20 protein-coding genes are annotated in these 22,706 nt (G+C 33.6%); 10 read left to right on the forward strand and 10 right to left on the reverse strand.

Translation table 11 applies throughout. The annotated features are described in order from the left end of the window. Positions 1–51 precede the first annotated feature (51 nt). The 9 genes from H1R17_RS06880 to H1R17_RS06920 all read right to left on the reverse strand — a co-directional run bounded on the left by H1R17_RS06880 (position 52) and on the right by H1R17_RS06920 (position 7,741). Positions 52–810, reverse strand: coding sequence for an isocitrate lyase/phosphoenolpyruvate mutase family protein (locus tag H1R17_RS06880; protein ID WP_163430435.1), 759 nt, complete (start codon positions 808–810; stop codon positions 52–54). A 104-nt stretch (positions 811–914) separates the two neighbouring features. Beyond that, positions 915–3,308 (reverse strand): TonB-dependent siderophore receptor, encoded by a 2,394-nt coding sequence (locus tag H1R17_RS06885; protein WP_163430434.1) that lies wholly within the window; start codon positions 3,306–3,308, stop codon positions 915–917. Positions 3,309–3,437: 129 nt separating this feature from the next. Beyond that, positions 3,438–4,061 (reverse strand): YiiX/YebB-like N1pC/P60 family cysteine hydrolase, encoded by a 624-nt coding sequence (locus H1R17_RS06890; RefSeq protein ID WP_163430433.1) that lies wholly within the window; start codon positions 4,059–4,061, stop codon positions 3,438–3,440. A gap of 6 nt (positions 4,062–4,067) precedes the next feature. Then, positions 4,068–4,625, reverse strand: a complete 558-nt coding sequence (locus H1R17_RS06895; protein ID WP_163430432.1) for a hypothetical protein — start codon at positions 4,623–4,625, stop codon at positions 4,068–4,070. Positions 4,626–4,640: 15 nt separating this feature from the next. Then, the gene (gene truB, locus H1R17_RS06900; RefSeq protein ID WP_163430431.1) at positions 4,641–5,360 is read right to left on the reverse strand and encodes a tRNA pseudouridine(55) synthase TruB; all 720 of its coding nucleotides are present in this window, start codon (positions 5,358–5,360) and stop codon (positions 4,641–4,643) included. Positions 5,361–5,363: 3 nt separating this feature from the next. Further along, positions 5,364–6,182, reverse strand: coding sequence for an undecaprenyl-diphosphate phosphatase (locus H1R17_RS06905; RefSeq protein WP_163430430.1), 819 nt, complete (start codon positions 6,180–6,182; stop codon positions 5,364–5,366). Between the two features lie 11 nt (positions 6,183–6,193). Then, on the reverse strand, positions 6,194–6,436 hold the full coding sequence (locus H1R17_RS06910) for a DUF3098 domain-containing protein (protein WP_163430429.1): 243 nt from the start codon (positions 6,434–6,436) through the stop codon (positions 6,194–6,196). Between the two features lie 2 nt (positions 6,437–6,438). Next, entirely contained in the window at positions 6,439–7,317 is an 879-nt protein-coding gene (locus H1R17_RS06915) for an ABC transporter permease (RefSeq protein WP_163430428.1), read from the reverse strand. A 142-nt stretch (positions 7,318–7,459) separates the two neighbouring features. Then, positions 7,460–7,741 (reverse strand): hypothetical protein, encoded by a 282-nt coding sequence (locus tag H1R17_RS06920; protein ID WP_163430427.1) that lies wholly within the window; start codon positions 7,739–7,741, stop codon positions 7,460–7,462. A gap of 212 nt (positions 7,742–7,953) precedes the next feature. On the opposite strand from H1R17_RS06920, the gene leuS reads away from it, so the two are divergent. The 6 genes from leuS (at position 7,954) to H1R17_RS06950 (ending at position 15,736) form a co-directional block, all read left to right on the forward strand. Beyond that, positions 7,954–10,797 (forward strand): leucine--tRNA ligase, encoded by a 2,844-nt coding sequence (gene leuS, locus H1R17_RS06925; protein WP_163430426.1) that lies wholly within the window; start codon positions 7,954–7,956, stop codon positions 10,795–10,797. A 99-nt stretch (positions 10,798–10,896) separates the two neighbouring features. Next, positions 10,897–11,535, forward strand: coding sequence for a hypothetical protein (locus H1R17_RS06930; protein WP_163430425.1), 639 nt, complete (start codon positions 10,897–10,899; stop codon positions 11,533–11,535). 1 nt (position 11,536) lies between these two features. After that, entirely contained in the window at positions 11,537–11,953 is a 417-nt protein-coding gene (locus tag H1R17_RS06935; protein WP_163430424.1) for a hypothetical protein, read from the forward strand. Then, positions 11,953–12,663, forward strand: a complete 711-nt coding sequence (locus tag H1R17_RS06940; protein ID WP_163430423.1) for a sensor histidine kinase — start codon at positions 11,953–11,955, stop codon at positions 12,661–12,663. The genes H1R17_RS06935 and H1R17_RS06940 overlap by 1 nt, the downstream gene beginning before the upstream one ends. After that, complete coding sequence (locus H1R17_RS06945) at positions 12,663–13,364, forward strand: LytTR family DNA-binding domain-containing protein (RefSeq protein ID WP_163430422.1); 702 nt, start codon at positions 12,663–12,665, stop codon at positions 13,362–13,364. Before H1R17_RS06940 ends, H1R17_RS06945 begins: the two co-directional genes overlap by 1 nt. Positions 13,365–13,477: 113 nt before the next feature. After that, positions 13,478–15,736, forward strand: coding sequence for a cation:proton antiporter (locus H1R17_RS06950; RefSeq protein WP_163430421.1), 2,259 nt, complete (start codon positions 13,478–13,480; stop codon positions 15,734–15,736). A gap of 45 nt (positions 15,737–15,781) precedes the next feature. Here the strand turns inward: H1R17_RS06950 and H1R17_RS06955 are convergent, their stop codons facing one another. Continuing rightward, positions 15,782–16,171 carry an SPOR domain-containing protein gene (locus H1R17_RS06955; RefSeq protein WP_163430420.1) on the reverse strand — a complete coding sequence of 130 codons (390 nt, stop codon included), beginning with the start codon at positions 16,169–16,171 and terminating at the stop codon, positions 15,782–15,784. A 220-nt stretch (positions 16,172–16,391) separates the two neighbouring features. Here H1R17_RS06955 and H1R17_RS06960 point away from each other — a divergent pair, with 220 nt between their 5' ends. The 4 genes from H1R17_RS06960 to H1R17_RS06975 are packed head-to-tail and all read left to right on the forward strand — an operon-like array spanning position 16,392 to position 22,704. After that, the gene (locus H1R17_RS06960; protein ID WP_163430419.1) at positions 16,392–17,666 is read left to right on the forward strand and encodes a c-type cytochrome; all 1,275 of its coding nucleotides are present in this window, start codon (positions 16,392–16,394) and stop codon (positions 17,664–17,666) included. A 31-nt stretch (positions 17,667–17,697) separates the two neighbouring features. Then, on the forward strand, positions 17,698–20,736 hold the full coding sequence (locus H1R17_RS06965; RefSeq protein WP_163430418.1) for a TAT-variant-translocated molybdopterin oxidoreductase: 3,039 nt from the start codon (positions 17,698–17,700) through the stop codon (positions 20,734–20,736). Positions 20,737–20,769: 33 nt separating this feature from the next. Further along, entirely contained in the window at positions 20,770–22,173 is a 1,404-nt protein-coding gene (gene nrfD / locus H1R17_RS06970; RefSeq protein WP_163430417.1) for an NrfD/PsrC family molybdoenzyme membrane anchor subunit, read from the forward strand. A 6-nt stretch (positions 22,174–22,179) separates the two neighbouring features. Beyond that, positions 22,180–22,704, forward strand: a complete 525-nt coding sequence (locus H1R17_RS06975) for a DUF3341 domain-containing protein (RefSeq protein ID WP_163430416.1) — start codon at positions 22,180–22,182, stop codon at positions 22,702–22,704. Positions 22,705–22,706 lie beyond the last annotated feature (2 nt).

Here is a 22,706-nt window from a genome sequence, read left to right on the forward strand (position 1 = left end):
CTAAAAAAAAATCCCTTAACTTAAGAAAGGAAAGGGATGTGAATGTTTTTTCTACGTTAAGCTTTTGTTTTTATTTAAATGATCAAACGCACTGTTGGTAGCATTGGTAATTATGGCATGAATACCGTTGCCCGAACTTACCCTGTGAACGCCTAAAGCGGCAAACTCTTGGTAGGTTTTTAAGCCTTGTTTCATAAATACGTTTAAAGGCAGTTTGGTGGTTTCAAAAACGGCTTCTATATCTTTATCTTCATTAATTAATGGTATAAAGAAACCATCGGCACCTGCTGCTTCATAAATTTTGATGCGTTTTAAGGTTTCTTCTAACGCATTAGGATGTTTGGTAGTATATGTATCTATTCTTGCGTTTATGTAAACATCTTTTCCTACTGCGTTTAAGGTTTGTTTAATGGCTTTTATTTTATCAGCTAAAATATACGCATCGCCTAATCTACGTGTTTTACCTTGCGTTAAACCATCTTCTAAATTAATACCTACAACGCCAATGTTTACTAACTGTTCTACGTTTTTTGCTACTTGATTGGGATCATCGCTATAACCTGCTTCCATATCACAAGAAACCAATAAAGAAGATGCTTTAGCTATTTTTTTAATGATGAAAAACATTTCATCAAACGGAATTACTTCTCCATCTTCATATCCTAACATATTGGCAATAGCATGACTTGATGTGCCCATAACTTGTAAACCTGCTTTTTCTGCTACTTTGGCACTTATGGCATCCCACGTATTAGCAATCATTAAGGGTTGCTCTTGATGATGCAATTGTTTTAATTGTGCTACACTCATAATACTTTTGTTTTCTAATTCACTTAAATATACTGCTTTTTAGAAAAATAAAAAATCGCTTAGTATAACTAAACGATTTTTTAACAATATAACGAATGCTGTTTTTAGAATTTATATTTTAAATTAGCTGTGTATTGACGAGGAGCTAATGGGTTTACACTGTAATTTTCGTGTACATCGTAGTTTAACTCATCGGTAATATTAGATACTTTTGCTAAGATTGAGAAGTTTCTCCATTCATATCCTACAGAGAAATCAATCAATGTGTAAGCAGATAAAGGCACTTCACGGTCGTTAATTCCGTTTGGTTTTTCTGCATCAACGGTGTTGTTCCATCCACCCACACGTTTACCAACATAGTTACCAATAGCACCAAATGATAATCCTTTTAAAGTACCATCTTGTAAGGTGTAGAAGAAACTTAAGTTAGCTGTGTTAGCTGGCGTACGTACCAAACGATCACCTTCGATAAAACTACCTTTTAAACCAGATGTTTTGGTGTAACGCATATCGTTGTAGCTGTAACCAGCCATAATTCTTAATCCGTTTACTGGACGAGCTGTAACATCAAACTCAATACCTTTACTCTCAGTAGCACCGCTTAAAACTTTAATGGTAGAATCGGTATTTGGAGTTCCATCCGCTTTAAACTCTGCCATTTGAGCTAAGTTGTTGTTTTTAATTTGATAGTATGTAACGTTTGTACTTAACTTACCGTTTAAGAAATCGTTTTTAATACCAATTTCGTATTGATCGATGATTGATGGTTCAATAGCTTTTAAATCAACCGTTGTACCTGTGTTAGGAGAGAACGAGTTAGAGTAACTTGCAAAAACCGCCATATCTTTAATAGGCTGATAAACCAAACCAATTTTAGGCGTAAAAGCTTGATCTACACGTTTAGCGTCTTCTTTAATTTCAACCGGTGTTTTAGTTAAATCTTTGGTAGTAACTTGTGCTTCTTGCCAAGACCAACGTAAACCTGCTAATACTTTGAATTTATCTGTTAACGAAACTAAATCTTGAAAGTAAGCTCCGAAGCGAGTAGTTTCTGTTGATGCAATTTTAGTATTGATTGCATCTGGAATTGCACCACCTTGATCAAAATTACCAAAGTCGAAAATGTTTCCGCTTCCGTATGTTTTAGGCTCGAACACAAATGTGTATGCGTCGCTGTAAGATTTATCAAAATCAACACCTGTAAATAACTGATGTTTTACTTTACCTGTATAGAACGTACCTTGAATGTTGATTTGTTCTGCTAATAATTGCTCATTGTTATGGTTTTGACCTAGTGGTCTTGCCCATGTTCCATCAGCACTTGGTTGAATACGTTCCGTTCCTTTTGATTTACGATCGTAATTTTGGAACGATGTATTAACGTTTAATTTCCAGTTTTCGTTGATTTGATGTTTGATTAAAGCACTAACACCCGCTTGGCGTGTTTGTCCGTTAGACCATGTAGCACCTAAATAGGTATTGCGTGGTAAATCAACAATTTCTTTACCAATAATAGCAGTACCAAAGTCTGGTGTCCAGTTATCATGTAAATAATCTGCTTGTAAAACAATATCTGTTTTTTCAGACACTTTAAATAAAAACGATGGGTTTATGTAGTAACGTTCTCTTTTAACTACATCTCTAAAGCTTTCAGAGTTTTGGTACGATCCAATAAAACGGTACGCAATGTTGTTGTTTATAGGTCCGTAAATATCAACTGTAGGTTTGTAGAAAGCGTAGCTTCCCATTTGCATGCTAATTTCGCCACCTTGTTCAAATTTAGGTTTTTTAGTAACCATATTTAAAATACCACCTGGCGCAACGTTACCAAATAATAAGGCTGCACTACCTTTTAAAACTTCTACTTTTTCTAAAGAAGCTACTTCAGGAATAGAACCATTGTTGAAACGGAAACCGTTTTTAAACATATTGTTTGATGACATATCGTATCCACGAGAACCAAACGATTCTGTTGCAGCACCACGTGCCGAACCAACATATACACCGTTTACGTTTTTCACAACATCACTTAATTTTTGTGCTTGTTGTTGTTCAATGGTTTTACTATCAATAACTTGGATACTTTGCGGTAAATCAATTGCCTTGATATCTAAGCCCGATAAAACCGTTTCTTTTTTCTTGTTAGGTGTATCTTGAACTCTAATAACAATTTCGCTTAAAGTACTAGCTTCCTCTTCCATTTTGAAAGCAACAAAAGTGGTTTTGTTTGCTAAAACTTCAATTGATTTTGATTGTTTTTTAATACCATCAGCCTCTAAAGTGATGGTATGTTGACCAACAGGAAATTCTGCAAAAGTAAACTCGCCATTCTCATTGGTTTGTGTAGTGTTGGTGTTTTTACCTACTTTAATGGTAATGCCAGAAATAGGGTAATCATCGTTTGATGTAATTTTTCCTTTTACAACACCTGTTTCTTGCGCTTGCATGCAGAAGGTTGTGAAAAGAAATAGCAACATAAATTTGATTTGCGAACTCATATAATATTTCTTATTAAGATTTATTTAAAATAACTGCGCAAATGTATATGTTAAAATTTGTTTAACAAAATTTATTTAGATTTATTATTAATTATTTTTATAATGATTTTTGTGTTGATAATCAGTTGATTACTTATTTATATAAAGACGTAGTTTGATTTTTTTATCTAAACTCATCCCTCCAGGATTACAACCAAGCTTGCCTTCGGGAATTTCAATACCTTGTTTTTTAAAATGAGTTACCCAAACAGGAAAAAAAGTATTGGCATTTGGTTCTTTGTAGGTCATGGGAAATAACTTAAAAAAGGGTTGGTTATTATTGGCGAATTTAAAAGCATCGTAAATTAATTCGGAGCAATAATATTTGCCATTATCGTATAAAAAATCACTGTCATAAGGGACACCTAATTGTTCTTCACAAAATTGAATAGCTTTTTCAGAAAAATAACGATATTTTTTCTTTAAACTACCTACATATACCGGTTTTTGCGTATAACTTAAAAAGGTATCAAGAGGTGTTTTTACAACTTCTTTACCAATAGCTTCGTATACATAATATTCGTTTTTTGCTGTAGCAACAACCAAGCCCATATGGTTAAAATCGTTGCCTTTATAGCCTTGCGTAACAGCGTTTATGGCATCACACATTTCGCCACAATCAATATTGATGAACAATAAATCGCCACTTTTTAAAGTGTTTTTTTGAGCGAAAGTGGTTATAGAAAATAGTAAAAAGAATAGGATGTTTTTCATAATGATTTACTTTTCAGATTTAAATAAAGTGCCTCCAAAACCAATACCTGCTGTTCTGTAAACTTCATTTTTTAAACGAAAACCGTGATCATTCACAAATAGAAATAGTCGAGAACCACCGCCAAATTCTACTCCAAAGTGATAATGTGAGAACATACCATTTAAGTCACCTTTACCAATTGCCGTATTCCATCCTAAAGCAAATTTACCATAAATGCGTGTTTCTTCGCCCACTTTTGGAGCTAAAGTAACAGCTCCAGCAATAGGAAGGGTGTAAATACCGTCGTAAAAATTAGCATAAATACCTGTTAAAATACCTAAACGCATCCATTCTTTGTAAGCCATTCCGTATTCATAATGACCTGCTAAACCTGCAATTACAAACTTTGATGGCTTTTCCATTTGTCCTGTATTACCATCAAAATAGCTGTCTTTGTTTGAATTTGGATTAAAAAGCAACATATAATCCAACGCTTGGTAAGTGCTAAAGGGTTTGGTTTCTGTTTCTTGCGTAAATGCAGAAATATTTAATAGAGTAAGGATTAAAAGGATGCTATTTTTCATAAGTAAAAAAAGAAGCTATTCAGCTTCTTTAAAATTTGGGTTGTATATTTTTTCAAAATCAAGAGGTTCTATTCCGTTGGTAACAGAAAAATCTCCAATTTTGGTTCTTCTTAACGCAGTTAAATGTCCGCCAGATTGCAAGGCTTTACCAAAATCAAAAGCTAATGAACGAATATAGGTTCCTTTACTGCAAACCACTCTAAAATCAATTTCGGGTAAACTAATTCGAGTAATTTCAAATTCGGTAATTTCTATTTTACGCGATGCAATTTCAACTTCTTCACCTGCACGTGCATGTTCGTACAAACGTTTTCCATCTTTCTTTAAAGCAGAAAAAATAGGAGGGAACTGATCTATTTCTCCAATAAATTGCTTTGTTGTTTCTTCAATTAAATCCTTGGTAATATGATCAATAGGAAACGTTTGGTTGATTTCGGTTTCTAAATCGTACGATGGTGTAGTAGCTCCCACTGTAATGGTACCTGTATATTCTTTAATTTGACCTTGTAATTCGGAGATTTTCTTAGTGAATTTTCCTGTACAAATAATCAATAATCCTGATGCTAAAGGATCTAATGTACCTGCATGACCAATTTTGAACTTTTTAGGTAAATCAAGGTTTTTAAGCAAGGCATATTTTACTTTATTTACCGCCTGAAACGAACTCCATGTTAAAGGTTTATCAATCAACAAAACTTGTCCTTCAAGAAATTGTTCTTTCGTTAATTTCTCCATGAATTATTTTGTTGTATAAAAGTAAATCAATAAAATAATACCAATTACAATGCGGTACCAACCCCAGAATTTAAAACCGTATTTTGTTAAAACAGCAATAAATGTTTTTACTGCAATTAACGCAGTAATAAAAGCAATTACGTTACCAATTAGGAATAAAGTAATATGATGATTGTCTTGTAAAATCATTTCGTACCCTTTCATTTCGGTAGGTGTTCCTTTTCCCCACGTTTTTACAAAAATAGAGTAAACCGTAACGGCTAACATAGTAGGAACTGCTAAAAAGAATGAAAACTCTGCCGCAGCTTTTCTGCTTAAACCTTGCGTCATTCCGCCAATAATTGATGCTGCAGAGCGCGATGTACCTGGCATCATAGCTAAACATTGCCAAAAACCAATGGTAATAGCTGTTTTAAAAGAAATATCTTTTTCGTCGTGTATTTTAGGGTTTTTAAACCATTTGTCTACAAACAATAAAACAACACCGCCAATAACTAAAACCGATGAAATAGCAATTTGATTTCCTAAAACGGCTTCAATTTTATCATCAAATAAATAGCCTAAAACCAATGCAGGAATTACCGCAAAAGCCAATTTAAAATAGAAGTTAAGGTTTTTAAAATCGAAGAATTTTTTCCAGTATAAAACTACGATGGATAAAATGGCTCCGAATTGTATCGAAACTTGAAACATCTTTAAAAACTCAGACTCTTCCATTCCTAGAAGAGCCGCAGTAAAGCCCATGTGAGCTGTAGATGATATGGGTAAATATTCGGTTAATCCTTCAACAATTGCAATGATGATGGCTTGTAATAAATCCATTTAAAAGGGTGTTATGATTGTTTTTTAGGCGATTTGAAGATAGAATAGATGCAAATTCCAAATCCTATAAAAATAACAGTTGGCGCTAAGCGAATTCTACGAAAACTAAAAACATCTTCGTTAAAAACGTTAGGATCGGTGCTGTTTCCGCCCGACATTAATAAAAATCCTAAAGCAATAACAATTACGCCAGCTAAAAGTATAATGTAGTTTTGTTTTTCGAACAAAAAAGTATTTTCAGGTTTATTTTCCATAATTACAGGTATAAATCGTCTGATTTTAAATTTAAGAAACGTTGTGTCGCAAAATAAGTACTAATATACGTAATTACAATACCTAGTAAAAACACAGCTGCGCAAACCAATGCAATAGATTGAACATCACTCATTAAACCTAATGTAGGTAATTTGTTGTCAGCATAAGCTGTTAATGCTAAAATACCAATAATAGCTAAAACAGAACCTATCATGCCCAATTTTACACTGTTCCAAATAAAAGGCTTTCTAATAAACGATTTTGTTGCGCCAACCATTTGCATGGTTTTGATAATGAATCGTTTTGAGTAGATTGATAAACGTAATGAGCTGTTGATTAATAACATAGATATAAAGGCAAAAACGCCACTAATTACTAATACCCAAAAACTGATGGTTTTAATATTTTTGTTAACCAAATCAACCAATTGCGCATCATAAACTACTTCATCCACAATAGGGTTTTCTTTGATGTCAATTTCAATTTTCTTGATAGAATCTTTTTCTACGTATTCGCCATTAAAATGCAAATCGTATGAATGTTGTAAAGGGTTAAAGCCTAAAAATTTCACGAAATCTTCGCCAATTGTTTTTTGATGCACGTTTGCAGCAGAATCTTTATGAACAAAAGTTAAATCTTTAAGAAATTTTTGTTTTTCTAAATCGGCTTGATAAGTTGCTAATTGTTCATCAGTTGTATTTTCCTTAATATAGATAGACATAGGGATGTTTTCTTTGAAGTTATTAGAGATTTTCTCATAATTAATTACAAACATTCCTAAAGAACCTAGTAAGAACAATACTAAAAATATACTTAAAATAACAGAAAAGTACGAGGATAGTAATCTACGCTTTTGATATTTTTCGTATGATGTGGCCATAATTTTACTTTTTTAGTGGGTAAAGATAATAAAGAATTTAAATATATGGTTAGCCAAATTGTGTTAATACACTAAAGAAAGACCAACTTTTTTATTTAAAAAAAATCCGATGTTAGCATCGGATTTTATCATAACCAAACAGTTATATAATTCTATAAATTCTTTTAATAGGAATAGTTACACCCTTTTTTAAAACAATATGTTCTGGTGTTACAGCCCAAACCGTAGTATTGGTAACGTATTGTTCTTTATCGTCTTCAAAGAAAATTTCAATTTTTACGTGCTCCGTATTTCCAATTACCATAGCTCTTTCCAAATCTTGTTTGCGTTGTAAAATTTCGTGTTTATCTGTTAAAACATCTGTAACAGGAAAAATTAAATCGGCAATAGCTTCTTTTTCTATAGGTTTAAATGTTGTTGTCATAATAAAATGTTTTTATAGTTTCACTTCAGAAAAATCTTTTTACTAAAAATAGTCAAGTTTTTTTAATAAAACTCGAAATGTAAGAATAATTTATTTGATATAAATAAATTTAGATTAACTTTTTTTGCTTTTAAAGCATCCTTTCATAAAAAACTAGTATTGTTAAGAAATTAAAGTAATTTTGTAACCGTTAATAAGATAGGTACATAAAAATGAAATATAATCCAAACGAAATAGAAGCCAAGTGGCAGCAATATTGGGAAAAGAATCAAACGTTTAAAGCGAGTAATCATTCCGATAAACCAAAATATTATGTGTTAGACATGTTTCCTTATCCATCAGGAGCGGGCTTACACGTTGGGCATCCGCTAGGATATATTGCATCTGATATTTACGCACGTTACAAGCGTCATCAGGGTTTTAATGTGTTGCATCCTCAAGGGTACGATTCGTTTGGTTTGCCAGCAGAGCAATATGCTATTCAAACAGGGCAGCATCCTGCTATTACTACCGAAACCAATATAAAACGTTACCGCGAACAATTAGATAAAATTGGTTTTAGTTTTGATTGGAGTAGAGAAGTGCGTACTTCAAACCCTGAATATTACAAACACACGCAGTGGATTTTTATTCAATTGTTTAATTCGTGGTACAATAAAAATACGGATAAAGCGGAGGATATTTCTACTTTAACTGCTACTTTTTCTAAAGAAGGAAACGCAAATGTAAAGGCTGTTTCTGATGAGAATATAGAAGTTTTTACCGCAGATCAATGGAATGCTTGGAGTACTGAGGAGCAAGAACGCATGTTGTTGAAATACCGATTAACGTTTTTAGCTGAAACCGAAGTAAACTGGTGCCCTGCATTAGGAACAGTTTTAGCAAACGATGAAATTATTAACGGTGTTTCAGAACGTGGCGGTCACCCAGTAGTTCGTAAAAAAATGACACAATGGAGTATGCGCATTTCTGCGTATGCCGAGCGTTTGTTGACAGGTTTGGATACTATTGATTGGTCTGAATCTATTAAAGAATCACAACGTAATTGGATTGGGAAATCGGTAGGTGCTTCGGTAGCATTCAATGTCATTCCGAACGGAAGTGAGGAATCTCATCAGATTGAAGTTTTCACTACTCGACCTGATACTATTTTTGGAGTGAATTTTATGACTTTAGCGCCAGAACACGATTTGGTTGCTAAAATTACAACACCAGAACAAAAGCAAGCGGTTGATGCATACATTGAAGCAACTTCTAAACGTTCAGAGCGCGAGCGTATGGCCGATGTTAAAACCATTTCGGGGGTGTTTACAGGCGCTTATGCCGAGCATCCGTTTACAAAAGAACCGGTTGCTATTTGGATTGGCGATTATGTTTTAGCAGGATACGGTACGGGTGCTGTAATGGCGGTTCCTTGTGGCGATGAGCGCGATTATGCCTTTGCAAAACATTTTGCAGGTACAAACGGAATGCCAGAGATCATCAATATTTTTAATCAAGATATTTCAGAAGAAGCGTATACCGAAAAAGGAGGTTTTGAATTACTAAACTCTGATTTCTTAAACGGATTCGATTATAAAATGGCAACAGCAAAAGCAATTGACGCTTTAGAAAATATTGGTCAAGGAAAAGCAAAAGTAAATTACCGTTTACGCGATGCTGTTTTCTCACGTCAACGCTATTGGGGCGAGCCTTTCCCAACGTATTACGTGAATGGATTGCCTAAAATGATTGACGCTAAACATTTGCCTATTTTATTGCCTGAGGTTGAAAAGTATTTACCAACCGAAGACGGTCAGCCACCATTAGGAAATGCTCCAGTTTGGGCTTGGGATACTGTGAATAATAAAGTAGTTGCAAATACCGAGATCAACAACGAAACCATATTTCCGTTAGAATTAAATACAATGCCAGGTTGGGCAGGTAGTTCGTGGTATTGGTTGCGTTATATGGATGCCGATAACGATAGTGAAATGGCAACGCAAGAAGCTATTAACTATTGGCAAAATGTAGACTTATATATTGGCGGTAGTGAGCACGCAACGGGGCATTTATTGTATTCTCGTTTTTGGAACAAGTTTTTAAAAGACAAAGGATTTGTACCAACCGAAGAACCGTTCCAAAAGTTAATCAACCAAGGAATGATTTTAGGTACATCAGCTTATGTTTATCGTTTAGAAGGAACTAATACTTTTGTTTCAAAAGGGAAAATCAACGGACAGAATGTTCAACCCATTCATGCAGATGTTGCTTTAGTTAATGCTTCGTCAGAATTAGATATTGATGGATTTAAAGCTTGGCGACCTGATTTTGCGAATGCTGAATTTATTTTAGAAGATAATGGGAAATACATTGTTGGACACGAGGTTGAAAAGATGTCAAAATCGTATTTCAATGTAGTAAACCCAGATGATATTTGTAATGAATATGGAGCTGATACTTTGCGTTTATACGAAATGTTTTTAGGTCCGTTAGAGCAAGCAAAACCATGGAATACGGCAGGAATTACAGGTGTTTTTGGTTTCTTGAAAAAGCTTTGGAAATTGTATGCAGATGATAACGGTGTAGTAGTTACCAACGAAGAACCCACCAAAGAAATGTACAAATCGTTGCATAAAACCATTAAAAAAGTAACTGAGGATATCGAGCATTTTTCATTCAATACATCGGTTTCTCAGTTCATGATTTGTGTAAACGAATTGCAACAACAAAAATGCCATCACCGCGCTATTTTAGAGCCTTTGGCTGTAATTGTATCGCCTTACGCACCACATATTGCAGAAGAATTATGGAGTTTGTTAGGACATAAAGAGTCTATTTCGCAAGAAACTTTCCCTGTTTTTGAAGAAAAGTATTTGGTAGAAAGTTCTAAAGAATATCCAGTTTCATTCAACGGAAAAATGCGTTTTAAAATTGAATTGCCTTTAGATTTAACCGCAGAAGAAATAGAAGCTATTATTATGGCTGATGAACGTACACAAGCACAATTAAATGGTGCAACACCTAAAAAAGTAATTATTGTTCCTGGAAAAATCATCAATTTAGCTGGGTTTTAATAAAAAATAACACACAATTCTTAAACATCCTTTGATTATTTCAAAGGATGTTTTGTTTTTGGTCTAACTTTTGATTTAAGCTTTATAAAAAAAATCATCATGAAAAAACTACTACTTATTTTAGCCTTTGTTCAAAGTGGATTAGTGGCTGCTCAATCGCAACAAGAAGACATCGCTTTTGGTTTAAGTGCTACAGCTCTTCCTGTTTTTGATGATTATCGTTTAGGAGCCGAAGCTTCTCTTAGATATTACATTACCAACGAATTATCGGTAGGTGCTAAGTTTCAGTATACATTTAATACCTACAATCATGGTTTTATATATCAAACACCAAAAACCATTGTACATTACTCAAATATATCGGTTCCAATTCAATTTGATGTAGTAAATAAAGAAAGGTTTCAGTTGGGTTTAGGTTTTGCGCCAGGTATTGCATCAGCTACTTTACGCGATAGAACCCAATTGAAAGAGGAAGAATATTATGATGAGGAAACAGGTGTAACTACAGTTGTTAGAACGCCTGTACGTTTAGACAGAGATTCGTATTTTACATTAACACCCAATGTTGATGTGGCCGTTAAGTTGTTTAATATTGATAAGGAATCAAACACGGGCTTATATTTAACAGGTAACGCAGGTTATCAATTGGTTTTAGGTAATGGAGATTTTACCAAGACTACCGATTTTAGAAATTATGTACTATCTTTAGGCTTCACAATTAAAGGAACTTCAAGGTAATATGAAAAATTCTAAGGCGCTCATTATTATTTTTTTATCAATAGGTATGTTAATCGTTATATTGATGTTTGGCTTGCCGTTGTACAATGTTTGGCAACAAGAAATGGCGGGTAAAGCAGAAATGGCAAAGGCTGAACAAAATCGTAAAATATTAATTGAAGAAGCTAAAGCGCGATTAGAAGCCGAAAAGTTAAATGCGCAGGCTGAGGTTGAACGTGCAAGAGGAATGGCAGAAGCTATGAAGTTAGAAAATGGTACGTTAAACACTACTTATAATCAGTATTTATTTATTAGAACCTTAGAAAAATTAGCTGATAAAGGCGATTTACCACAAATTATTTACATGCCTGCCGAAGGTTTAGTACCTGTTATGGATGTTAGTAAAAAAACGGCAGTTAAATCAGTTGCTGAAGAATAATGGGGTTTAAAGATTATTTTATTCTTTTATTGCTTGTTGCTATTATTTACTTATGGTTTCAAATTCGTAAATACAAGCAAATTATAAGCGATCATCAAAAATCAACTGGGTATTTAGAGCGTAAATATGAAACAATTGAATTAGAAAACATCGATACCCGATTAAATCCTCATTTGTTCAAGAATATTTTGAATTCCATTCAATCGCACGTATATCAGTCGTATTATACCATTGATAAGTTGTCTAATGTTTTAGATTATGTGCTGTATAAAACACCCAAACAATTGGTAACGCCACGTGATGAAATCAATTTTATAAAAAATTTAATCGAAATTAATAAAATCAAATTAAGTCCTTTGTTTGATTTAAGAACCAAGATTTCAATTGATGAACGCGATGTTTTTCTTGAGCAAAAAGTAATTGCTCCTTTGGTAACCATTGATTTAATTGAAAATGCCTTTAAACATGCCGATACACAAAGCGAAGATGCTTTTATTTCGATTATTATTGAGTTAAAAGATGGATGTTTCTCGTTGTTTATTGCCAACAAAATAGCAACTGCAACTCCTTTAAAAAAAGAAAGCAGCGGTATTGGTATTTCAAGTTTAGAAAAACGTTTAAAAATGCTTTATAAAGAGCGTTACAAGTTGCAAAAATCAATTGAAGGTAAAATTTACAGTGTTTCGTTAAAAATTAAATTAGAAAAGTAATGTTGCAATGTGTTTTGTTAGATGATGAGCTATTGGCTTTACAATATTTAAAATTACTGTGTGAACAAATTGAAGGGGTAGAAGTGGTTAAGGCTTTTAATAACCCAGAGAAATTTATTTTAGAAAAAGATACTTTGCAGTTTGATGTTTGTATTTTAGATATAGAAATGCCTGCAATAAACGGTTTGCAAATTGCTAATTTATTAACAGATAAAAAAGTGATTTTTACTACTGCTTATAAGGAATACGCTGTTGATGCTTTTGATTTGGATGTGATTGATTACATTACAAAACCCGTACAAAAAGATCGACTAGAAAAGGCAATTAGAAAAGTTGAGAAGCTAACAAGAGAAACAAAACCTACATCCGATTTTATTACATTGAATTCTGAAAAAGGTAAAAGTGTTATTAATACCAACGATGTTTTTTACATTACCGTTTCAGAAATTGATAGTAGAGACAAAGTGATTTATTTTACAGACGATTCTCATTTACTAATTAAAAACAGTTCTTTTGAAAAACTACAAGAATTATTGCCTTTAAACAGATTTTGTAGAATTAACAAACGTGAAATTATTGCCATGAATTGTGTGAATTATTATTCGCACGATGAAATTGTTTCAAAAATAATGGTTGATGGTAAACCTAAAAATTTCACCATAGGAATTAATTTTAGAAGCAGCTTTTTAGCACAATTGTAAATTTTGTTACAGTTTTTTTGATACTTATTACATTTTCAAAGTTGTAGTTTACAATTAGAATAGATGCTAAAAAGTATTTTCTGATGTTTGCTGAATAATTCAATTTTTTAGCAATGCAGAAACATAAGAACAGTATATTTTACAGCATTATTGTTGTTGTTTTTTCTTTAGTAATGTACGTTTCGTACATTTCAGGCAAATCTTTAGAAAAAGATGTAGTCATAAGCACATCTGATAAAAACACTTGGGAACAATTTATAGATTCGTTCCTGCAAAATCTACACCATCCGTTAGCGTTACTTTTATTACAAATAATCACCATTGTTATTGTTGCTCGTATTTTTGGATGGCTTTTTAATAAAATTGGTCAACCATCTGTTATTGGCGAAATTATAGCGGGTATTGCCTTAGGACCATCGCTTTTTGGAATGTATTTTCCAGAAACATCGGCTTTGTTATTTCCTACAGAATCTTTAGGTAATTTACAATTATTAAGTCAGGTTGGTTTGGTACTTTTCATGTTTGTAATTGGTATGGAACTCGATCTAAAAGTACTTAAAAGTAAAGCAAAAGATGCTGTTGTAATCAGTCATGCTAGTATTGTGGTGCCTTTTGCATTAGGAATGGTACTTGCTTACTTTATTTATACAGAATATGCTCCTGCGGGAATTGACTTTTTATCTTTTTCGCTTTTTATGGGTATTGCTATGAGTATAACGGCTTTTCCTGTATTAGCGCGCATTGTACAAGAACGTGGTATTCAAAAAACAAAGCTGGGAACTGTTGTTTTAACGGCAGCTGCAGCAGATGATATTACAGCATGGTGTATTTTGGCAGTGGTAATTGCTATTGTAAAAGCGGGGTCGTTTGTAAGTGCTTTGTACATTATTGGCTTGTCTATTATTTATGTACTTTTTATGTTGAAATTAGTACGACCTTTCCTAAGACATATTGGTAATTTAAATGCCAATAATACTACTTTAAGCAAGCCTGTTGTGGCACTTTTCCTATTGGTTTTAATTTTATCGTCTTATTTAACAGAAATTATTGGTATTCATGCATTGTTTGGTGCGTTTATGGCGGGTGCTATTATGCCCGATAGTCATAAGTTCAGACATTTTTTTGTTGAAAAAGTAGAAGATGTTGCTGTAATTTTATTCTTGCCTTTGTTTTTTGTTTACACAGGTTTAAGAACCGAAATTGGCTTACTTAATGATAGTAGTTTATGGAAAGTAACCTTTTTTATTATTTTGGTTGCCGTTGTTGGGAAATTTATAGGTAGTGCTTTAGCTGCCCGATTTGTTGGTCAAAGTTGGAAAGATAGTTTAACTATTGGTGCTTTAATGAACACGCGCGGACTAATGGAATTGGTAGCTTTAAATATTGGTTTTGAATTAGGTGTTTTAACGCCAGAGGTTTTTGCAATGATGGTTATTATGGCATTGGTTACCACTTTTATGACCGGTCCGTTTTTAGATCTCTTTAATAAAATATTCAAATCTAAAGAAGATGAAACCAACACACTTTTAAGCGAAACCAAATTCAAAATTCTTTTTTACTTTGATCATATTACTTCAGGGAAAAATCTTTTAAAGCTTGCCCATACTTTTACCAAAAAGCAACAAGGTAATTCGGTTGTAACTGCTTTACATTTGGTGAAAAGTGGCGATGTTGATATTCTGAACAAGAAATACGAGGAAAAATTGTTTATTCCAATTGAAGATGAAGCCAAACGCTTAAATCAAAAATTGATTACCTTATATAAAGTGGCTTTAAACAACGATGCTGAAATTGTTGATGTGGCGCAAAAAGGAAATTACGATTTGGTTCTTATTGAATTAGGAGCGTCAATTTACGATGGTACCATTTTAGGAAAGTTCTTAGGTTTTACCACCCGTATTATTAATCCTGAAATTATTGTTGATAAAGTAATTGGTAAGGAAAAATTATTTGATTATTCGCCTTTTGATGATCAAACACGCCATGTAATTACAAACGCAAAAATTCCGGTTGGTATTTTCATTGATAAAGATTTAAACGATATTCAAAAAATTATTGTTCCTTTTTATCATGAAGGTGATAAAAAATTAATTCCTTTTATTTTAAAGTTTATCCAAAACAACGATTCGCAAGTGGTGTTGATGGATATGAACGGACTTTTAAAAAACAATACCTTTATTAAAGAAGAAATTCGATTAATAGAGCAAGTAAAACCAAATCATTTAAAAGTGATTTACGAAACCAATGTTGATATTGATTTTATCCAACAACACGATTTAATTTTGATAACCGTAAAGTCTTGGCGTAAAATGATTGATAGAAAAATGAATTGGTTAAAAAATACCACTTCTTTATTATTAATAAAACCCTAATATTTTTTACAAACAAAAAAGACAGCATTTAAGTGCTGTCTTTTTTTATTGCTTCAACTTTACTACAAAAGCATCAGGATATTTTTTTTCAATTTTCTTTAATAAATGTTCGGCTTCAATTTTGTTTTTGTAATTACCAACCACCAATTTAAATTTTGGATTTGCAAAAATAATGGTAGCATCAATAGAAGGGTAGTCTGCTATAAAATTTTTATATAAAGTTTCCACTTCGTCTTTCAAACCATTTTTTAATTGAATCGAATAATTAGTATACAATGAAAACTGATTATTTTGACTCATTTTTCGTTCTAAAAGCAAATTAATGGTTTCTTCGTCTTTATTTTCTAAAATTGTGGTTTGAGAAAAACCTTTTTCAGAAACAAAAATTGTTAAAATAAATATAATAAAAACTTTAAGGCTTCTTAAATTATTCATAATGAGGAAATTTTTAGACAAAATTAAAAATAATTCAATAAAATAAAATTTATGATTTTATTTAGAATTATTATAAATTAAGTTTTGCCTTTTATTAGGTTTTATTAACTGACTCTTATGTTGTATTTTTGTCGGAGTTTATAAATAAGGTAGAGTTGAAATCTGTGATTATTACAGAGAAAAATTATGCCAAAATTAGTTGATAATCATTTTTTTAACTATGAAAAAAGTGGGTAACCATAATTCGTTTTCAAGGATTCTTTTCTTGTGTTTAACATTCGTGTTAACATTTTCTTCAGCATCTTTTGCTCAAGATGTTGCTAAAGGTAAAGAGTTGTTTAATGCAAACTGTGCGGCTTGTCATAAGCTAGATGCAAATTCTACAGGACCTTCATTAAGGGCTGTAGCAGATCGTCATCCAAGTGAGTGGCTGCATAAATGGATTAAAGATAGTTCAGGTTTGATAAAATCTGGCGATGCGGCAGCAGTAAAATTGTTCAATGAATGGAACAAAGTTCCAATGAACTCATTCCCTAATTTATCTGATGAAGATATCGATAACATCATCGCATATACATCAGAGCCAAAACCAGAAACAGCGAAGAATCCTGGTGGTCCAACAACACAAGCTGGAGGTGAAGCTTCAGGTGGTGTTTCACAAATGGTAGTATTAGGTGGGTTAGTTGTTGTATTGGCAATGTTAGTAGTAATGTTAATCTCTGTAAGAAGAGTATTAAATAAAGTTGCTGATAAAAATAACTTAACTGTTAATGAGAAAAAATCTTTACCAATTTGGAAAGCTTTTGTTAAAAATCAATTCTTAGTAATTACTGCTGTAATTATGTTGATGTTAACAGGTGCTTACTTTGCATTTGGATATATGATGCAAATTGGTGTAGATCAAAACTACGAGCCAATTCAGCCAATTCACTTCTCACATAAAATTCACGCTGGTGAAAACGGTATTGATTGTAAATACTGTCACTCATCTGCAAGAACTTCTAAAACTTCAGGTATTCCTTCTATGAACGTTTGTATGAACTGTCATAAAAATATTACTGAGTTTACAGGATCTCCAGATTCTACTTATGTAGATTACAGCAAAGAATTCTATACAGCTGAAATTAAGAAAATTTACGATGCAGTAGGTTGGGATCCAGCTAAACAAGCATATACAGGTGTAGAAAAACCAGTTAAATGGGTACGTATTCACAATTTACCAGATTTTGTGTACTTTAACCACTCACAACACGTTTCAGTTGCAGGTTTAGAATGTCAAACTTGTCACGGACCTGTTGAATCTATGGAAATCATGAAACAACATTCTCCATTAACAATGGGATGGTGTGTGAACTGTCACCGTGAAACAGAAGTAAACGTTAAAGATAACGAGTACTACGCTAAAGTTCACGAAGAATTATCTAAAAAGTATGGTGTTGAGAAATTAACAGCAGCACAATTAGGTGGTTTAGAGTGTGGTAAATGTCACTATTAATAATAATTTAAGAAGCTAATATATATATACAATGGCATCAAACAAAAAATACTGGACAAGTGTTGAGGAACTAAACGAAAATAGTTCTATTGTTGAGAGGCTAAGAAACAATGAGTTTGTTGAAGAAATTCCAACAGAGGATTTTCTTGGAGATAAAAACACTTTGTCTTCTTCATCAACATCTCGTAGAGACTTTTTGAAATACGTTGGTTTTTCTACAGCTGCAGCTTCTTTAGCAGCTTGTGAAGGGCCTGTTAAAAAGTCAATTCCTTATGTATTTCAACCAGAGGAGATTATTCCTGGCGTTGCCGACTATTATGCAACAACAGTTGCTGATGGTTTTGATTTTGTAAATGTTTTAATTAAAACACGCGAAGGTCGTCCTATTAAAGTAGAGAACAACTTTATGGAAAACGCAATTACAGGTGCAAATGCACGTGTACATGCTTCTGTATTGTCTTTATATGATAGTTTACGTTTAAAGCAACCAAAAATTGATAATAAGGCAGCTTCTTGGTCTGATGTAGATCAAAAAGTAAAAGCTAGTTTAACTGCTGGTGGTCAAATTGTGTTATTAACAAACACTATGGCGTCTCCATCAACAGATAAATTAATTGCTGAGTTTAAAGCAGCTTATCCAACTGCAAAACACATCATTCATGATGCAGTGGGTAGCGATGCAGCTTTAGATGCTTATCAACAAGCTTACGGTACAAGAGCTTTAGCTGATTACGATTTTGGTAAAGCTGATGTAATTGTTTCTGTTGGTGCAGATTTCTTAGGAGATTGGCAAGGTGGCGGATACGATAGTAACTATGCAAAAGGACGTGTTCCTAAAAACGGAAAAATGTCTAAACATTTCCAGTTTGAGGCTAATATGTCTTTATCAGGAGCAAGTGCAGACAAGCGTATTCCTTTAACAGTTGCAGATCAAAAATTAGCCTTAGTAAAATTATACAATGTTGTTACAGGTAATGCTGTTTCAGTAGGAAATACAGCTGCTGATGCTGAAGTTACAAAAGCAGCACAACAATTAAAAGTAGCCGGAGCTAACGGAGTTTTAGTTTCTGGTATTGATGATGTTAATGCACAGTTATTAGTATTTGCTATTAACCAAGCATTAGGATCGGTAGCTTTTAACCCAGCACAACCTAAATATGTACGTGGTGGTAATAATAAAGAAGTAGCACAATTAGTTAAAGATATGCAAGCTGGTTTAGTAAGCACTTTAATTATGAGTGGTGTTAACCCAGTTTATACTTTAGCAAACGGCGCTGCTTTTGCAGAAGGTTTAAAGAAAGTAAAAACATCGGTTTCTTACACATTACGTGAAGATGAAACAGCTTCTTTAGTAAACATTGCTGCTGCTGCACCTCATTATTTAGAGGCTTGGGGCGATGTTCAAATGAAAAAAGGACATTACTCAATTACACAACCAACTATTCGTCCGTTATTCAATACAAAACAATTCCAAGAAGGTTTAATGTCTTGGTTAGGAAAAACAGAATCTTATTATGATTATGTAAAAGCTGTTGGAACTGGTTTTGCAAACGGAAAAACTTGGAATCAATTAGTACATGACGGTTTTGCTGTTAGCGAAGTAGCTACAGGAGCAACTGCAACTGCAGATTTCTCTGGTGCTGCAACAGCATTAGCATCATCTAAAAAAGGAACTGGTTTAGAATTAGTATTGTATTCTAAAACTGGTATGGGTGATGGTCAGCAAGCAAATAACCCTTGGTTACAAGAGTTTCCAGATCCTATTTCACGTGTATCTTGGGATAACTATTTAACCATTTCTAAAGCTGACGCTGAAACATTAGGTATTAAAAACTATAATGTTGCAAACGGTGGTTTAAATGGATCATATGTAACATTAAAAGTAGGTGATGCTGTTTTAGAAAATGTACCAGCTTTCATTCAGCCAGGTCAAGCTAAAGGAACCGTAGGTTTATCTTTCGGTTACGGACGTAAATCGGCTTTAAAAGAAGAAATGCAAGTAGGTGTTAACGCTTACAAATTATACAAAGACTTTAATAATACACAAAACGTATCAATTGAGTTAGGAGCTGGAGATCATGAGTTTGCTTGTGTGCAGTTACAAAGGACTTTAATGGGTCGTGGTGATATTGTTAAAGATACTACATTACAAATCTTCAATACAAAAGATGTTAAAGAGTGGAATGTAAAACCTCATGTATCTTTAGATCACCAATCGGTTGAAGCTTCAACTGTTGATATTTGGGAATCTTTTGATCGTACAGTAGGTCATCACTTCAACTTATCTATTGACTTAAACTCTTGTACTGGTTGTGGTGCATGTGTTATTGCATGTCATGCAGAAAACAACGTTCCTGTTGTTGGTAAAGACGAGGTAAGAAGATCACGCGATATGCACTGGTTACGTATTGATAGATACTACTCTTCTGAAGATACATTTGAGAAAGATGTTGATAAAAAAGGTACAGCAAGTGGTTTAATGGGAAGTATTGAGGTATTTAGCGGATTAGAACATCCTGCAGATAACCCACAAGTAGTTTTCCAACCAGTAATGTGTCAGCATTGTAACCACGCACCTTGTGAAACAGTTTGTCCTGTGGCAGCTACCTCTCACGGTCGTCAAGGTCAAAACCATATGGCTTATAACCGTTGTGTTGGTACGCGTTACTGTGCAAACAACTGTCCTTACAAAGTACGTCGTTTCAACTGGTTCTTGTACAACCACAATAATGCATTTGATTACCACATGAACGATGATTTAGGTCGTATGGTATTAAATCCAGATGTTAACGTACGTTCACGTGGGGTTATGGAGAAATGTTCTATGTGTATTCAAATGACACAAGCTACTATTTTAAAAGCGAAGAAAGAAGGAAGAAAAGTAAACGCAAACGAGTTTGAAGTAGCTTGTTCTGCAGCTTGTACCTCTGGATCGATGATTTTTGGTGATGTAAATGACAAAGAATCTGAAGTAGCTAAGTTATACGAAGATGATAGAAGATATCATTTGTTAGAGCATTTAGGAACAAAACCAAATGTGTTCTACCACGTTAAAGTAAGAAATGTATAAGTATAGTATTAATTAGAAACATTATAAAGGATTATGTCGTCACATTACGAAGCACCCATTAGAAAACCTTTAGTTCTTGGTGATAAAACTTATCACGATGTAACGGTAGATGTTGCTAGACCTGTTGAAGGCCGTGCTAATAAACAATGGTGGACTGTTTTCACAATTGCTTTAATTGCATTCCTTTGGGGAGCAGGTTGTATGGTGTATACCATTTCTACAGGTATTGGTACTTGGGGATTAAATAAAACCGTTGGATGGGCTTGGGATATTACCAACTTTGTTTGGTGGGTAGGTATCGGTCACGCGGGTACACTTATTTCGGCTGTATTATTATTATTCCGTCAAAAATGGAGAATGGCTATTAACCGTTCAGCAGAGGCAATGACTATTTTCTCTGTAGTTCAGGCAGGTTTATTCCCAATTATTCACATGGGTCGTCCATGGTTGGCTTACTGGGTATTACCAATGCCAAACCAATTTGGGTCGTTATGGGTTAACTTTAACTCGCCCTTATTATGGGACGTATTCGCGATCTCTACTTATTTATCTGTATCATTAGTTTTCTGGTGGACAGGTTTATTACCAGATTTCGCTATGTTACGCGATAGAGCGGTAACACCATTTGCAAAAAGAATTTATTCAACATTATCATTTGGTTGGTCAGGGCGTGCTAAAGATTGGCAACGTTTTGAAGAAGTATCATTAGTATTAGCTGGTTTAGCTACACCTTTAGTACTTTCTGTACACACCATTGTATCTTTTGACTTTGCTACGTCTGTAATTCCAGGATGGCATACAACAATCTTACCTCCGTATTTCGTTGCGGGTGCAATCTTCTCAGGATTTGCCATGGTAAACACGTTGTTAATCATCATGAGAAAAGTAGTAAACTTAGAAGACTATATTACTATTCAACACATAGAATTAATGAACATTATTGTAATGATTACAGGTTCTGTTGTTGGGGTAGCGTATATTACTGAGTTAGTTATTGCATGGTATTCTGGAGTTGAGTATGAACAATATGCATTCTTAAATCGTGCTACAGGTCCTTACTGGTGGTCATACTGGTTAATGATGACTTGTAACGTAATTTCTCCGCAAGTTATGTGGTTCAAGAAAATTCGTACTTCTATCTTAGGGTCGTTCATTATATCAATCATTGTAAATATAGGTATGTGGTTTGAGCGTTTCGTAATCATTGTAACATCATTACACCGTGATTACTTACCATCATCTTGGACTATGTTCCAGCCAACATTTGTTGATGCAGGTATTTACATTGGTACTATTGGTTTCTTCTTTGTATTATTCTTATTATACTCTAGAAGCTTCCCAGTTATTGCACAGGCAGAGGTTAAAACAATTTTAAAATCGTCTGGTGATAATTACAAAAGAGATAGAGAAAACGGACATCATTCACACAATCATTAATAAGTTATGAGTACAAAAGTTATACACGTATTATACAATGATGATGATGTTTTAATGGATGCAGTTAAAGCAACACGCGCTGCGCATCATCACATAGAAGAGGTTTTTACACCTTTTCCAGTACACGGTTTAGATAAAGCAATGGGTTTAAAACCAACCCGCTTAGCAATATGCGCTTTTATCTATGGATTATGTGGTTTATCATTTGCAACCTATATGATGAATTACATTATGATTCAAGATTGGCCACAAGACATTGGTGGAAAACCAAGTTTTAGTTACATTCAAAATATGCCTTCATTTGTGCCTATTATGTTTGAATTAACAGTTTTCTTTGCAGCCCATTTAATGGTAATTACCTTCTTTTTAAGAAGTAGATTATGGCCATTTAAAAAAGCAGAAAACCCTGATGTAAGAACAACAGATGATCATTTCTTAATGGAAGTTGCTTTACATGGTAACGAAGAAGAAGCGGTTGAGTTCTTTAAAAATACAGGTGCAGTAGAAGTTAAAGTAATCGATAAACACTAGTA

The sequence above is a fragment of the Flavobacterium sp. xlx-214 genome (genome assembly GCF_013874595.1).
Classification (GTDB): Bacteria; Bacteroidota; Bacteroidia; order Flavobacteriales; family Flavobacteriaceae; genus Flavobacterium.